The organism is Arthrobacter sp. UNCCL28, from assembly GCF_900102805.1.
In the GTDB taxonomy this organism is placed as follows: domain Bacteria; phylum Actinomycetota; class Actinomycetes; order Actinomycetales; family Micrococcaceae; genus Arthrobacter; species Arthrobacter nicotinovorans_A.
The window spans coordinates 159287-172385 of the sequence record NZ_FMWE01000008.1 but is presented as its reverse complement, the minus strand read 5'-3'; the positions used below and the strand labels follow the sequence as shown (position 1 = coordinate 172385).

11 protein-coding genes are annotated in these 13099 nt (G+C 63.0%); 5 read left to right on the top strand and 6 right to left on the bottom strand.

The features are described 5' to 3' along the window. Positions 1-327: 327 nt before the first annotated feature. From trxA to BLQ01_RS19160, 5 genes are all read right to left on the bottom strand, one after another. Complete coding sequence (gene trxA, locus BLQ01_RS19180; protein WP_021473158.1) at positions 328-654, bottom strand: thioredoxin; 327 nt, start codon at positions 652-654, stop codon at positions 328-330. Between the two features lie 35 nt (positions 655-689). Further along, entirely contained in the window at positions 690-1646 is a 957-nt protein-coding gene (trxB, locus tag BLQ01_RS19175; RefSeq protein WP_026541023.1) for a thioredoxin-disulfide reductase, read from the bottom strand. A gap of 228 nt (positions 1647-1874) precedes the next feature. Further along, positions 1875-3611: an ABC transporter substrate-binding protein gene (locus tag BLQ01_RS22470; RefSeq protein ID WP_091553665.1), complete on the bottom strand. Its 1737-nt coding sequence runs from the start codon at positions 3609-3611 to the stop codon at positions 1875-1877. Between the two features lie 141 nt (positions 3612-3752). After that, positions 3753-5765, bottom strand: a complete 2013-nt coding sequence (gene murJ, locus BLQ01_RS19165; RefSeq protein ID WP_026541025.1) for a murein biosynthesis integral membrane protein MurJ — start codon at positions 5763-5765, stop codon at positions 3753-3755. Between the two features lie 26 nt (positions 5766-5791). Beyond that, positions 5792-6295, bottom strand: coding sequence for an NUDIX hydrolase (locus BLQ01_RS19160; protein ID WP_026541026.1), 504 nt, complete (start codon positions 6293-6295; stop codon positions 5792-5794). A 196-nt stretch (positions 6296-6491) separates the two neighbouring features. Between BLQ01_RS19160 and BLQ01_RS19155 the strand changes: the two genes are divergently transcribed. The 5 genes from BLQ01_RS19155 (at position 6492) to BLQ01_RS19140 (ending at position 12426) form a co-directional block, all read left to right on the top strand. Beyond that, positions 6492-7961, top strand: coding sequence for a CCA tRNA nucleotidyltransferase (locus BLQ01_RS19155; RefSeq protein ID WP_091553663.1), 1470 nt, complete (start codon positions 6492-6494; stop codon positions 7959-7961). Next, positions 7958-8539 carry a histidine phosphatase family protein gene (locus BLQ01_RS19150; protein ID WP_026541028.1) on the top strand — a complete coding sequence of 194 codons (582 nt, stop codon included), beginning with the start codon at positions 7958-7960 and terminating at the stop codon, positions 8537-8539. The genes BLQ01_RS19155 and BLQ01_RS19150 overlap by 4 nt, the downstream gene beginning before the upstream one ends. Positions 8540-9148: 609 nt before the next feature. After that, positions 9149-9289 carry a hypothetical protein gene (locus tag BLQ01_RS22465; protein ID WP_167332893.1) on the top strand — a complete coding sequence of 47 codons (141 nt, stop codon included), beginning with the start codon at positions 9149-9151 and terminating at the stop codon, positions 9287-9289. 188 nt (positions 9290-9477) lie between these two features. Beyond that, on the top strand, positions 9478-10974 hold the full coding sequence (locus BLQ01_RS19145; RefSeq protein ID WP_091553661.1) for a glycosyltransferase family 87 protein: 1497 nt from the start codon (positions 9478-9480) through the stop codon (positions 10972-10974). 6 nt (positions 10975-10980) lie between these two features. Next, the gene (locus tag BLQ01_RS19140) at positions 10981-12426 is read left to right on the top strand and encodes a phytoene desaturase family protein (protein WP_091553660.1); all 1446 of its coding nucleotides are present in this window, start codon (positions 10981-10983) and stop codon (positions 12424-12426) included. 15 nt (positions 12427-12441) lie between these two features. Here the strand turns inward: BLQ01_RS19140 and BLQ01_RS19135 are convergent, their stop codons facing one another. Next, positions 12442-13047, bottom strand: coding sequence for an NAD(P)-dependent oxidoreductase (locus BLQ01_RS19135; RefSeq protein WP_091553659.1), 606 nt, complete (start codon positions 13045-13047; stop codon positions 12442-12444). Positions 13048-13099 lie beyond the last annotated feature (52 nt).

The following is a 13099-nucleotide window of genomic DNA, read 5'->3' as shown; positions in this document are numbered from 1 at the left end:
CCAGGAGGGGGCGGGGATGTGGAAGAGGATCGGCCGGGACCGGGGTGGGGATGTGGAAGAGGGTCGGCCGGGAGGGGGTGGGGATGTGGAAGAGGATCGGCCGGGACCGGGGTGGGGATGTGGAAGAGGGTGCAAGTTCTGCCTACCCCAGGTAGGGCCAACCGAGAAAGCCAAAACCTGAACCGCTGAAGGCTCCCCCGCAACGAACTGAGTGAAATGAAAGCTCTGGAAGTTTACTTATCCATGAAATACAAAAAAGCCGGCGGCTCCCGCTCCCTGAGGAGCAGCAGCCGCCGGCTTTCGTTGACTCGGAGTCAGGAATCCGAGCTAGGACAGGACGTCCGCGAATTCCTTCTCGAAGAACTGCTTCGGCTTGGCGCCAATGACAGTGCTCTTCACTTCTCCCCCGCTGAAGAGGTACACAGCCGGGATGGACGTGATGCCGTACTCAGCCGCGATCGCGGGGTTGTCGTCAACGTTGAGTTTCACAACGTCAACCTTGTCGCCGTACTCGACAGAGATTTCGTCGAGGATGGGGCCGAGCTTGCGGCAGGGGCCACACCACTCTGCCCAGAAGTCCACGATGACCGGCTTCTCGGAAGCCAGGACATCCGTGCTGAAGCTTGCGTCAGTTACGTCTTTTGCGTTGCTCATAACTTTTCCCTTCTTATGGTTGCTTGGATGCAGCTCTAGGAGTGCAGGTCTGCGAGGTAGTGCTCAACATCGAGGGCCGCCACACAGCCGGAACCCGAAGCCGTGATGGCCTGGCGGTAGGTGGGGTCAATGACATCGCCCGCGGCGAAGACACCCTTGATGTTGGTGCGTGAGCTGCGGCCCTCTACGGCGATGGTTCCCTCGGGGGTCAGGTCCACCTTGCCTTTGATGAGGTCCGTGCGGGGATCATTGCCGATAGCCACGAAGACGCCGGTGACAGCCAGTTCGGACTCCGTGCCTTCCACCAGGTTCTTCAGCTTCAGGCCGGTGACCTTGTCTCCACCGAGAACATCTTCGACGGCAGTGTTCCAGACGAAGTTGATCTTCTCGTGGGCCTGGGCGCGGTCACCCATGATCTTGGAAGCCTTGAGGGTGTCGCGCCGGTGGACCACGGTGACCGACTTTGCGAACTTGGTGAGGAACAGTGCTTCCTCCATGGCGGAGTCGCCACCACCGATGACGGCGATGTCCTGATCCTTGAAGAAGAAACCGTCGCAGGTTGCACACCAGCTAACGCCGTGTCCTGAGAGTCGCTTCTCATTGGTCAGGCCGAGCTCGCGGTAAGCCGAACCAGTGGAGAGGATGATGGCCTTCGCCTGGAAGGTCTCCCCCGTTCCGATGGTCACGGTCTTGATGTCGCCGTCGAGGTCCAGTTCCGTGACGTCCTCAAACAGGATCTCCGTGCCGAAACGTGCGGCCTGCTTTTCGAAGTTTTCCATGAGGTCCGGGCCCATGATGCCGTCCGGGAAACCCGGGTAGTTTTCCACGTCTGTGGTGTTCATGAGTTCGCCACCAGCGGTGACGGAACCGGCAATGAGCAGAGGCTTCATGTTGGCACGGGCGGTGTAAACGGCGGCGGTGTAGCCGGCCGGGCCTGAACCTACAATGATGACGTCACGCACCTGCGATGCGCTGTTTTCTGCAATGCTCACGTGGCGTGAACCTCTTTCTTGGTCGATGCTGCGGCTTTCGGGGCAGCCACCTGACTCAACCCCGGTTAAGCCCCAAATATTCCGTTGGAGTTGGGGACCTGAAAGCCACCAACATTCAGGGTACCGTCTGCACGAGCGCCGGTTCCAAGCGGTGAAGTCATTGCGGGTAGCAGCAGGGGCCGTTTCGACTGGTCAAAACGGCCCCTGCTGCTACTTGGATGGATGTGGCTATTGGACGGTAACCTCAGCCAGGCGCAGGCCGAACCCGTACCGGGTCTTCGGTGCGGCCAGCTTGGGCAGGGCCTTGACATCCACGATCAGGTATTTGGTTTGCGTCGGCGCTGCCAATGGCATGGTCAGTTCCGGGGAGGTGAAGCTGTTGGTTCCAACCAGCTTGGCACCGTCCATCGCAGGGCGGTCGTTGGTGTAAACGCTGATGCTGCCCCCGGATCCACCCAACTGGTTCAGCACAATGGACTTAACCTCGGTTTTTTCCTTGAGCTCAATCACCAGCGGCATGTTGGTGACGAGTCCGCCCCAGTCTGCCGTAGCAAATTCCATGTCTGACCAGTAGCTTGCTGCGTTGCCATCGAATGCCCGGACCAGGTCTTTGTCGTACGTGGCGGCGAAGGGGAAATCACCCAGCCGGGAAATGCCCTGGATGGCCGGTGGCACAGCCGGAGGCGCCGTTTCCGAAGGCGTTGGCTCCTCAGCTTGAGTGCTGCTGCTGGTTTGCGGAGCGGGCGTGCTCTGCGTGGCTGCAGGGGCGCCGCTCGGAAGGAGGCTGCCCAAATTCGTGACGGCGAGGACAAGGCCCACGATCAGCACGGCAGCCAGCAAGCCGCCGACGAGCCAGCGGAGTGATCGCGGCTCCTTCTCCGGAGCGTCGTCCTCGTACACTTCCTCGTCGTCGTAGTCTTCCTGGACAGCGGCCGACGCCGGGAAGCTGGTAGGTGCGCGGTCGTAACCCGGGTCGGAGGTACCTCGCGAAGCAGCCGAGGCACCAGCGGCAGCAGCACCACCGGCGGCAGCACCAGCGGCAGCGGCACCACCCGCAGCGGCACCTCCCCCGGCGAAGCCGTAGTCCTCTTCAGACCACAGGGACACCTTGGGCTCTGAAGGTTGACGCGACACTGCCGGTTCGCGTGTGGGTGCCGGCTGCGCATTGACAGCTCGCGTCGGCGGCTGGGGCGGCGCGGCAGGAGGCTGTGCGGCAGGAGCCGGCGGAGCAGCAGGAGCCGGCTGGGACGTCACGGCCTGGGTGGGCGGCTGGGCTGAGGCTCCGGCAGCCGCATCGGAGGCACCAGCAGCACCAGAGCCGGCGTCGTGGTTCTTGGTCCCCGAGTTCTTCCAGGCGGCCAAACCGGCCGCACCAGCGCCGGCGGCGGCAGCAGCCAGCTTGCCGGCGATGCCGCTCTTGGACGACGACGGGCTGGCGGCAGGCCGCGGAGGAACGTTGCCGGCCTCGGGCTCAGCGGCGGGATCGGTGTCGTCCCCGTTGTGGATGGGGTAGCCGTTTTCGTCGTACTGGATGTACGCGGCGTCGTGCTCGTCATCCTCGTACAGGCCGTCATAGGTTTCGGGCTCGTATGTGCGGGGCTGTCCGAAGATTTCGCTGCCCAGAGTCTCGGTGAAGAAGGGCTCAATGTACGGCGGGTTGGTGGCGACCACCAGGTCCAGCAAATCAGGCGCGCTGCTGTGGTTGGTGATGAGGTATGTGGTGTTGTCGCTGACCCCAAGGTCCAGGATCTGGACGTGGCCGGGGCGCTCCCCCGTGGCGACTTCGCGGGCGCTCTGGGCAACCTGCTCGGCGTTGCCGGGTCCTGCGACAAGGATGCTCACGGGACGGTTGAGGACCTGGTCCACGCCGTCGAGCACCTGATCTTGGTCATGCGAGGTCAACACATTGGCCGTGACCTTGTAGCGGCCGCCAAGTACTGATCCGACGTCGATCGGGTGGGACACGTGTTCCTCCTAGGCTGTCCGGGAGCTGCGGGTCCTGCACGCGGCCGGCCCGGCGAGCCGGTTCAACCGCTTTTGCAACTACCTGTATTCATTTTCTAGCCTATCCGATCCATGCCCTGCGCCCATGTTGGCGCCACTGGCTCACTTCCGGTGATTTCCGCGCGTCGGGAAGTAGGGATTGCTCCCGGCGTCGCCTTGGTAGGTGCGTCGGCCCGGCAACGGGACCTGCGGACGGAATCTGCCGCCGCGCGCGGTGCTGGGTGCATCCTCTTCCGGCAGGTATGTCTTGGGGGCGTCCGCAACGTCCGCGGCAGGCGCGGAAGGCACACGTTCCACGGCCGGTCCGGCACGGTAGGAGGCGGCGTCGAACTCACCCGAGATGCGCGGGATCAAGCCGGTGTCGTCCGACACCGTGGCCCGGGCCGCCGTCGTGGTGTCCACAGCCTCGCCGGAAACGGGTGCGGGGACTCCGCGTCCCAAGCGTCCCATCAGCGGCCGCAGGAGGTCCCGCAGTTCGGTGACATGGAAGACGCGAAGCAGGACCAGGTACGCGAGCAGCATGACGGGCCCGACGACGACCACCGTCACCAGGGCGGCCGGGCGGCTGCTCCACGCGAAACCGTCTGCCCGGTAGCTGCCCAGAAGCCACAGTGCAGCGGCACCGGCCAGTGCGGAACCGAGCCCCGCATAGCCCATGCGGATGTACGAGTTGGCAATGCGGGGGCCGTCGAGGTGGCCCAGCAGGCGGCGCAGGAACACCACGCTGATCACAACGGAGAGGATGTTGCCCAGGGTGTAAAGAATGGCGATCGCGTAGATGATCTGGCCGACGGGAAGGAACTGGATGAAGAACGCGCCCACCACGTAGATCACTGCGAGCCATAGCTGGACATACAGGGGCGTGCGGGCGTCCTCGTTGGCGTAGAAGACACGGGACATCATGAAGTTCGCACTGAGGAACGGTGTGCTCAGGGCAAGGATGGTGAGCGTTTGGGCGAGCATGACGCCGTCCTGCGGCTTGCCGCCGGAGAAGAACATGCCCAGCGGACCCGCCAAGGCGAAGAGCGCCAAGGCGCCGAAAACCGTGGCCACAGCCATGGTCCGCAGGCCATGGGACAGGGCATCGCGAAGTTCGGCTTTATTGCCGTCCTGGGACGCACGGGTCATGCGGTTGAAAAGGACGGTAGCCAGGGACAACGCGATGATGGAGTGCGGCAGCAGGTACAGCTGGCTCGCGACTTCCAGGACGGCGTTACCGGGCAGGACCGCTGCGCCGACCGTATCCCCAGCGTTCTGGAGGCGGAGCCGCTCTGCGCCTGGAATGGTGGCGATCCTCATGATGTACAGGAAAGCCAACTGCCCGACGGCGGCAGTCGCCAATGTCCACACGCTCAGCTTGGCTGCCTGGCCCAGTCCAACACCGCGCCAACCGAAGCGGGGCCGCAGGCCGAGGCGCAGGCGGAAAACGGGGACCAGCAGGATGGCAGTCTGGGCGATCACGCCAAAGGTGGAGAACCCTGCGATCAGGAACGTCTGGGTGGGTCCCCAGTTGTCCAGCGTGTGCGGGTTGGTGATGTTGGCGCCCAGGATCCAAATGAACATGCCCAGGCCGGCGATGGCCACCAGGTTGTTAAGGATGGGGGCCCACATGGCGGGCCCGAACGCTCCGTGGGCGTTCAGTATCTGGGTCAGCAGGGCATAAAGCCCGTAGAAGAAGATCTGCGGCAGGCACCAGAAGGCAAAAGTGACGGCAAGGGCCTTCTGCTGCTCGGAGTACCCCTGGGTGGTGAGGTCGATGACCAACGGTGCCGCGAGAGTTACCAGCGCCGTCAAAGCCAGCAGGACCAGCACAGCCAGGGTCAGCAGGCGGCTGATGTAGTCGGCACCGCGGTCCGGGGCTTTGCTCGCTTTGATGATCTGCGGAACCAGGACGGCGTTGAACACGCCGCCGGCCACCAGCAGGAAGATCAGGTTGGGCAGGTTGTTTGCGTTGATGAACGTGTCATTGACCGTGGAACCGAGGCCAAGGGCGGCACCGAGCATCCAGGTTTTTGCGAAGCCAAGGAACCGGGAAACCAGCGTTCCTGCGGCCATGATGGCACTGGAACGGGCTTCTCCGGATTGAACGGACTGGGTTGTTTTGGCTTCAGACATCGCCTTTATCGTCCCACGTACCCGGCTCAGAGGTGTTCGGGCAGCACTTCCCGTGCCAGGTCGGCGATGCGGCGTTCGTTCGGGAAGGACAATTTGCGGGCCAGTTCCTGGATGGGAACCCAGGCAGCGTCAACGGCTTCCTGATCGGGATCGTTCTCGATGGTCAGCTCGCCGCCGGTTGCCTGGAGCAGGAAATGGTGCACGGTCTTGTGGACGCGGTGCCCGCTCACGGTGAACCAGTAATCGATGCTGCCCAGGGGCGCCAGGATGCTGCCTTCGATGCCGGTTTCCTCGGCGATCTCACGGACAGCAGCTTCCTCGTTGTTCTCACGGCCTTCCGGATGTCCCTTCGGGAGGCACCACTCAAGCCGGCCACCCCTATTAAGGCGGGCGATGATCGCAACCCGGAGTTCGCCGTCGGACGTGTCTACTACAACGCCACCGGCTGACACTTCCTCCACAGTGGGAAGCGAGGCCTGCACCGGGTGCTGCTGGGCAGGCGCGACGTGTGCACCGATTGCCGACGGCAACGGTGCGTTTGTCCTCCTGCCAGGAGCGCTCGGGATCGGGTTGGCCATGAGGTCCACTCTAACGACTCTTGCCCTCGAGTGATGACCGGGACATGGCCACAAGATGGACTGCAGGAGATGCTCCGCGGACACATGCCCGATTTCGCATGGAACAGTGGCCCACTGCGGAGCAAAAATCTGCCAAGCTTAAGGAACTATGGCGCACGTATTGGACAGCTCTTCAGTTAACTTCACCATCGATCCGGTGGTGCTCGACCTCGGGCAGCGCTTTGTCGATGCCGGCTTTGAGCTGTCCCTGGTGGGTGGACCCGTGCGCGACCTCTTCCTGGGCAGGACATCCCCGGACCTCGACTTCACCACCGATGCCACACCGGACCAGACCATTGCCGTCATCAAGAAGTGGGCGGACAACTTCTGGGAAATCGGCCGCGCCTTTGGCACCATCGGGATGAAGAAGGACGGCTTCCAGATTGAAGTCACCACCTACCGCGCGGAGGCTTACGACCCCGATTCGCGCAAGCCGGTGGTGGCGTTCGGCAACTCACTGACCGATGACCTCTTGCGGCGCGACTTCACCATCAATGCCATGGCGCTGCGGTTGCCCAGCCTGGAACTCGTGGATCCGTTCGGCGGCGTCCGTGATCTCCATGCCTCCGAACTGGCCACGCCCGGAGCGCCCGAGGCGTCCTTCTCGGACGACCCCCTGCGCATGATGCGCGCTGCCAGGTTCGCGTCCCAGCTCGGCGTGTCGGTCCACGACGACGTGCGGCTCGCGATGTCGCAGATGGCCGACCGCATCAAGATCATTTCCGCGGAGCGCGTCCGTGAGGAGTTGGTCAAACTTATTAACGGAGCACACCCCAGGGTGGGAATCGACCTCCTGGTGGACACCGGGCTCGCCGAATTCGTGCTTCCGGAAGTTTCCGCATTGCGCCTCGAAGCCGATGAGCACCACCGCCACAAAGACGTCTACCAGCACTCGCTTCAGGTCCTCGAACAGGCGGCGGCTTTGGAAACCGGTCCGGACGGCCCCGTGCCCGGCCCTGACTTTGTGTTGAGGTTCGCTGCGTTGATGCACGACGTCGGAAAGCCGGCTACGCGCCGTTTTGAACCGGGCGGCGCGGTGAGCTTCCGCCACCATGACGTTGTGGGATCCAAACTGACGGCGAAGCGGATGAAAGCACTCCGGTTCGACAACGACTCCATCAAAGCCGTGTCCCGCCTGGTGGAACTGCACATGCGCTTCTACGGCTACGGCGACGCCGGCTGGAGTGACTCCGCGGTCCGGCGCTACGTGACCGACGCCGGCCCCCTCCTGGAACGCCTGCACCGCCTCACACGATCCGACGTCACCACGCGTAACCAGCGCAAGGCCGACCGCTTGTCCTTCGCCTACGATGACCTTGAGCAACGCATCTCGACGCTCTTGGAGCAGGAATCGCTGGCAGCTGTAAGACCGGACCTTGATGGAGCGCAGATCATGGCACTCCTGGGACTCAAGCCCGGTCCCGTGGTGGGTAAGGCCTACAAGTTCCTTCTCGAAGAACGGATGGAACACGGGCCGCTGTCCCCCGAGGAAGCCGAGCAGAAACTCTTGGCATGGTGGGAAGCGCAACCCGAGTCCGCCGTCGTCGAACCTTTGACCGAAACCGAGGAGCCTTCATGAACGCTGCGACTTCCCCACGTCCGCAACTATGGATCCTGCGCCACGGCGAGACCGAATGGTCCAAGAGCGGCCAATACACGGGCCTGACCGACCTTCCCCTCACTGTCGAGGGTGAGCAGCAGGCAGTGGAGGCCCGGAAGGTCCTGGAAGGCATCGACTTCGACCTCGTCCTGACCTCGCCACTGCGCCGCGCCCGCCGCACCGCGGAACTGGCCGGCTATCCGGAGGCCGTGCACGAGCCGCTGGCGGTCGAATGGAACTACGGCGACTACGAAGGCATCAGCTCGGACCTGATCCGCAAGGACAACCCGGACTACCTCATCTGGACCGACGGCGTACCCAACGGGGAGACCCTGGACGAGGTTGCCGCCCGGGCCGACAAGATCATTGGGCGGGTCCTGGAATCCGGAATGGACAATGTCCTGATAGTGGCCCACGGACATTTCTCCCGTATCCTCACGGCCCGCTGGCTGGAAATGGACGCCCGGGAAGGCCGGCACTTCATTCTGGGGACTGCCAAGGTTTGCACCCTGGGTTGGGATAAGCGGACGCCGGCAATTGTGCGTTGGGGCCTCTAAACCGGGAATTTAAAAAAACTTTTGGCGAAATGCCTAATTTCGCTGGTCAAACTCCTTCTGCATGCGGTAGCTTATATCTTGTTCCCAGAGCGATCCGCCGGGAACAAGGCGCGCATTCCCTGGTTCAGTCAGCCGGGAGAATGCCACAGCAGGTCCTCGTGACCAGAAAAGGAGGTTGGGAAAAATGATTACTTTGACTAGCGGACGGAAGTTGACCGTCACTGCTGCCCCGGCCTCTGCTGATGATCGACGCCATTTTTGCTCTCTGACCCACTCCTGAACCATCCGGACCGGCCTTGACGCCGGCGGTGTTCTTGTCGGCCTCCTTCCCTGGATGGCCGGGTAGTCAGTTGTAGGCGCGGACCCACGCAGCATGCCGCGGGTGCGCAGTTTCCCCATAGTTCGGAACCAGCTTCTTGTTGGGTCGACTGCCGGAAGCACGCGCAATTGTGCACGGCGTTTCAGGATTTCCTGATTCAGTCCGCTTAATCCCCTTTATTAGCCTCGGCCTTTTATGCCCTTTTTACGCCTTGATTTCTTTCGAATTCATATGGCTCTAATTGTTGTGCCTAAACGCCGGATTAGTTGCCCCCGGAAAGGAGGTGAACCATGCGAAAACGCCCGGAAGACATGCGGTTCTTCAAGAGCACCAATGCTCCCAAGGACCGCACCCTGTTCAACGGCCAGCTGCTCGACCAGCACCGTGAAGACGTCTACGTTGTCCTGCACCAAATGGGACTCATCCGTTGATGTCCTTCAAACTGCCCCGAAGGAGTTCAGGTGCCACACATTCATGCTGAACCTCAAGGAGCCCACGCGGCTGCGCGTGGGCTCCTCCCTTTTAAGGGCCGTTTAGGTCCGCCTTTGTGCTGCCACTTTGTGCTGCCACCCTGCCGGGTGTGATGCTGCAGGCCAAAGGGTGACTGTAAGCTCGATCCATGCAGGAGACGAAGCCGCACCGGCCGCAAAAACGTGCCCGCTTTGTGGTTCCGAGCCGCAGCGACTCCCTGCTCCGGAACTTCACGGAGCTGATAGGTGGCCCGCTGGGCAAGCATGCGTCTCCAGGACGGGTTTCCTCCGGGCCGTTCACTGTTGAGCGCGTCCTCATTGTCCTTACCGTGCTGGCAGCACTGCTGGCCGTGCTTGCCAAGGAGTACTGCCGGGTCAACGGGTGGCAAACGCCCGGCCAGTTCTACGCCACCTGTTACTCCGACTTCCCTGAGCTCTTCAAGAACCGCGGCCTGGGCGACGGCGTCTTCCCGTTCTTCACCCAAGGCAGCTTGTTCGAGTACCCCGTCCTCATGGGGATCATTGCCGGTATCACGGCAATGATGGTGCCGGGCCAGGGAGTGGGCAGCGAACGCATCCTTGGCTACTTCGATATCAACGCCACGCTCATAGTTGCCGTCTGGATACTCACGGTTCTTTTGACGGCCCGCATCAACAAGCGGCGCCCGTGGGACGCGGCCATGGTTGCGGTGGCACCGGGCATCATCCTTGCCGGCTTCATCAACTGGGATATGTGGGCTGTGGGGCTGCTCGCCCTGGGCATGTACTTCTTCTCGCGGGACAAGCTTGTCCTTGCGGGTGTGTGCATAGGGCTCGGTACTGCCACCAAGTTGTATCCCGTCCTGATCCTGGGCGCGGTACTGGTCCTTGCACTGCGTTCGGGCAAGCTGCGGGCGTTCTTTGTGACCGCCGGGGCTGCCCTGGCATCGTGGCTGGCCGTGAACCTTCCCATCGCGGCGATGAACCCCTCCGGCTGGCGCTACTTCTTTGAGTTCACCCAGGAACGCCCCGCCGGCTACAGCTCGCCATGGTTTGCCTACAACCTGGTGGCGGACCGGCTTCAGTGGATGCAGATGAATGCCGCAACCATCAACTCGCTGGCTCTTTACCTGTTCATCATTGCCTGTGCGCTGATTGGCGCCCTGGCATTGTGCGCGCCGCAGCGGCCCCGGATCGCGCAACTGGCGTTCCTGATTGTTGCCGCCTTCATCCTTACCAACAAGGTCTACTCGCCGCAGTTTGTTATCTGGCTCATTCCGCTGCTGGCCCTGGCCCGGCCGCGCTGGCGCGACTTCCTCATCTGGCAGGCAGCCGAAGGCCTGCACTGGGCGGCCATCTGGATGTATCTGGGCCAGGCCACCAGCGGGGGTTCCGTCCAGCACAACATCGATATGTCCTACTACGTCCTTGCCGTCGGCTTGCACATGGTGGCCACGGCCTATCTGATGGCCCGCGTGGTTCTGGATATCTGGGATCCCGCCCAGGACCCCCTGCGTATCCACGGCGAGGACGATCCCCATGGAGGGCCCTTTGACGGCGCCCGGGACTGGCTGAGGATTGACCTCCTCCGTCCTTCACGGTCCCTGCTGCCTTGGCGCGCCGCCCAAAGTGTTCCCGAATCCCGGAAGCCCAGCGAGCGGAGGTAGAAAGCAATGGTGGATGTCGCCGTCGTCGGAGCCGGTCCCAACGGACTGGCGGCCGCAGTAGTCATGGCCCGCGCCGGCCTGGAGGTTGAACTTTACGAGGCCGCCGAGGCCATTGGTGGTGGTTCACGAACCAGCCAACTGATGGAACCGGGCTACCTCTACGATGTCTGCTCCGCTGTGCACCCCATGGCACTCGCGTCGCCGTTCTTCCGCGCCTTTGAACTTTCCCGGCGCGTGGATCTGCGGATCCCCGAAGTCCAGCACGGTACTCCGCTGGACGCAGGGGGCGCTGCGTTGGCCTATCAGTCCTTGGAGCGGACCTCACTGGAACTTGGCGTTGATGGTGACGCATACCGGCGGCTCCTTGGGCCGTTGGTGAAGCGTGCCGACGGTGTGGTGGACTTTACGTCCAACCAGCTGTTGCGCCTTCCCAAAGACCCCTTGGCGGCTGTCATGTTCGGGCTGGCCACGCTGGACCAGGGGACGCCGCTGTGGAACCGCCGCTTCCGCGAAGAGGCCGCGCCTGCGCTGCTGACGGGTGTCATGTCGCATGCCCTGGGTTCCCAGCCGTCCCTCAGCTCGACCGGGGCCGGGCTCCTGCTCAGTATTTTGGCCCATGCCGGCGGCTGGGCCATCCCGGTGGGCGGTTCCATGTCCATCGCCAGGGCCATGGCGGACGACCTGATTGAGCACGGCGGAAAAATCCACGTGGGAGAACGAGTCAACTCGCTGGACCAAATCCGCCCCGCGAAGGCCATTCTGCTGGACGTCGCCCCGCCCACGCTGGCACGGCTGGGCGGACCCGAAATCCCCGACCGCTACCGGCATGCACTGGAAACGTTCCGGTTCGGGAATGCGGCGTGCAAGGTGGACTTCATTCTCTCTGCGCCGGTCCCTTGGCTCGACCCCGGGCTGGCGAAGGCAGGAACGGTCCATGTAGGTGGGTCCCGACGGGCCATGGCTGAGTCGGAGAACCTGGTGGATATGGGAAAGCACCCCACCGAGCCCTATGTCCTGGTGTCCCAGCCATCGGTAGTGGATTCAACCCGCGCTCCCGAGGGCAAGCATGTCCTGTGGTCCTATTGCCATGTCCCTGCCAACTCCACGGTAGACATGGCGGAAGCCGTCACGGCCCGCATAGAGCGGTATGCGCCCGGCTTCCGGGACGTCGTGGTGGCTTCGCAAACCACGACGGCGGCTGAACTGTCTGCGTACAACGAGAACTACGTTGGGGGTGACTTCAGCGCCGGGCTCCTGGACCTGCGCGGCCTGGTGCAACGGCCTGTGGTCTCCAACGTGCCGTGGAGGACGCCGGTGCACGGGGTCTACCTTTGTTCCTCGTCTACTCCGCCCGGACCCGGAGTCACAGGAATGCCCGGATACCACGCTGCCAAACACGCCCTCAAAGACATCTTTGGAATGCAGGTACCCGGGCTGGGCCTGGGGTTGTAGCTGCCAGGGCCTGTATCAGTTGGCTGCCGTGAAGCGGGCGCGGCGGTGGGCCGGGGTTTCGATCTCGTCCAGCATGGCTACTGCGTAGTCCTGCGTAGAGATTGCGTTGCCGGCCGGTGAATCCTTGGCCACGGTGTATACGCCGGTGCGTTCGCCGGGCTGGATCACCGGGGCGGGGGCAAGCACGGTCCAGTCCACGGATTCCGGGGTTTCCTTGACTGCCTCGAGTGCCTTGCCGGCGGTGGTGGCCTCAGCCTTGTACGCCTCCGGGAAGTCCGGTGAATCGAGCAGGCGGACACCATCGATTTCCAGGGTGCCGGCACCCCCTACGATCATGAGGCGGGTTCCTTCGGCGTTGCTGTAAGCGGCTGCCATGGCATCGAGCCATTCTCCGTGGTCACCGCCGGTGCGGCTGGGACCCGTCGCCAACACAACGACGTCGTGTTCCTTTGCAATGGAGGCAAACGCCTGGGTGTCAGCCAGGTCTGCGGCCTGGGCGGCGGCACCCGGGACCTCTGCACCCTTGCGGGAGATGGCCGTGACCTGGTGGCCGCGGGTGATGGACTCGTTGACGATCTGGCTGCCGACCATGCCCGTTGCGCCGTAGACTGCGATTTTCATAGCTCTCCTTGGGGTTGGTATCCTTGCAATAACACAAAGGTATCCATTGGAT

Coding starts and splice junctions, on each gene's coding strand:
- BLQ01_RS19145 (WP_091553661.1), top strand. CDS start 9,478: ATGCAGGAGACGAAGCCGCACCGGCCGCAAAAACGTGCCCGCTTTGTG.
- BLQ01_RS22465 (WP_167332893.1), top strand. CDS start 9,149: ATGCGAAAACGCCCGGAAGACATGCGGTTCTTCAAGAGCACCAATGCT.
- BLQ01_RS19135 (WP_091553659.1), bottom strand. CDS start 13,047: ATGAAAATCGCAGTCTACGGCGCAACGGGCATGGTCGGCAGCCAGATC.
- BLQ01_RS19150 (WP_026541028.1), top strand. CDS start 7,958: ATGAACGCTGCGACTTCCCCACGTCCGCAACTATGGATCCTGCGCCAC.
- trxA (WP_021473158.1), bottom strand. CDS start 654: ATGAGCAACGCAAAAGACGTAACTGACGCAAGCTTCAGCACGGATGTC.
- BLQ01_RS19155 (WP_091553663.1), top strand. CDS start 6,492: ATGGCGCACGTATTGGACAGCTCTTCAGTTAACTTCACCATCGATCCG.
- murJ (WP_026541025.1), bottom strand. CDS start 5,765: ATGTCTGAAGCCAAAACAACCCAGTCCGTTCAATCCGGAGAAGCCCGT.
- BLQ01_RS19140 (WP_091553660.1), top strand. CDS start 10,981: ATGGTGGATGTCGCCGTCGTCGGAGCCGGTCCCAACGGACTGGCGGCC.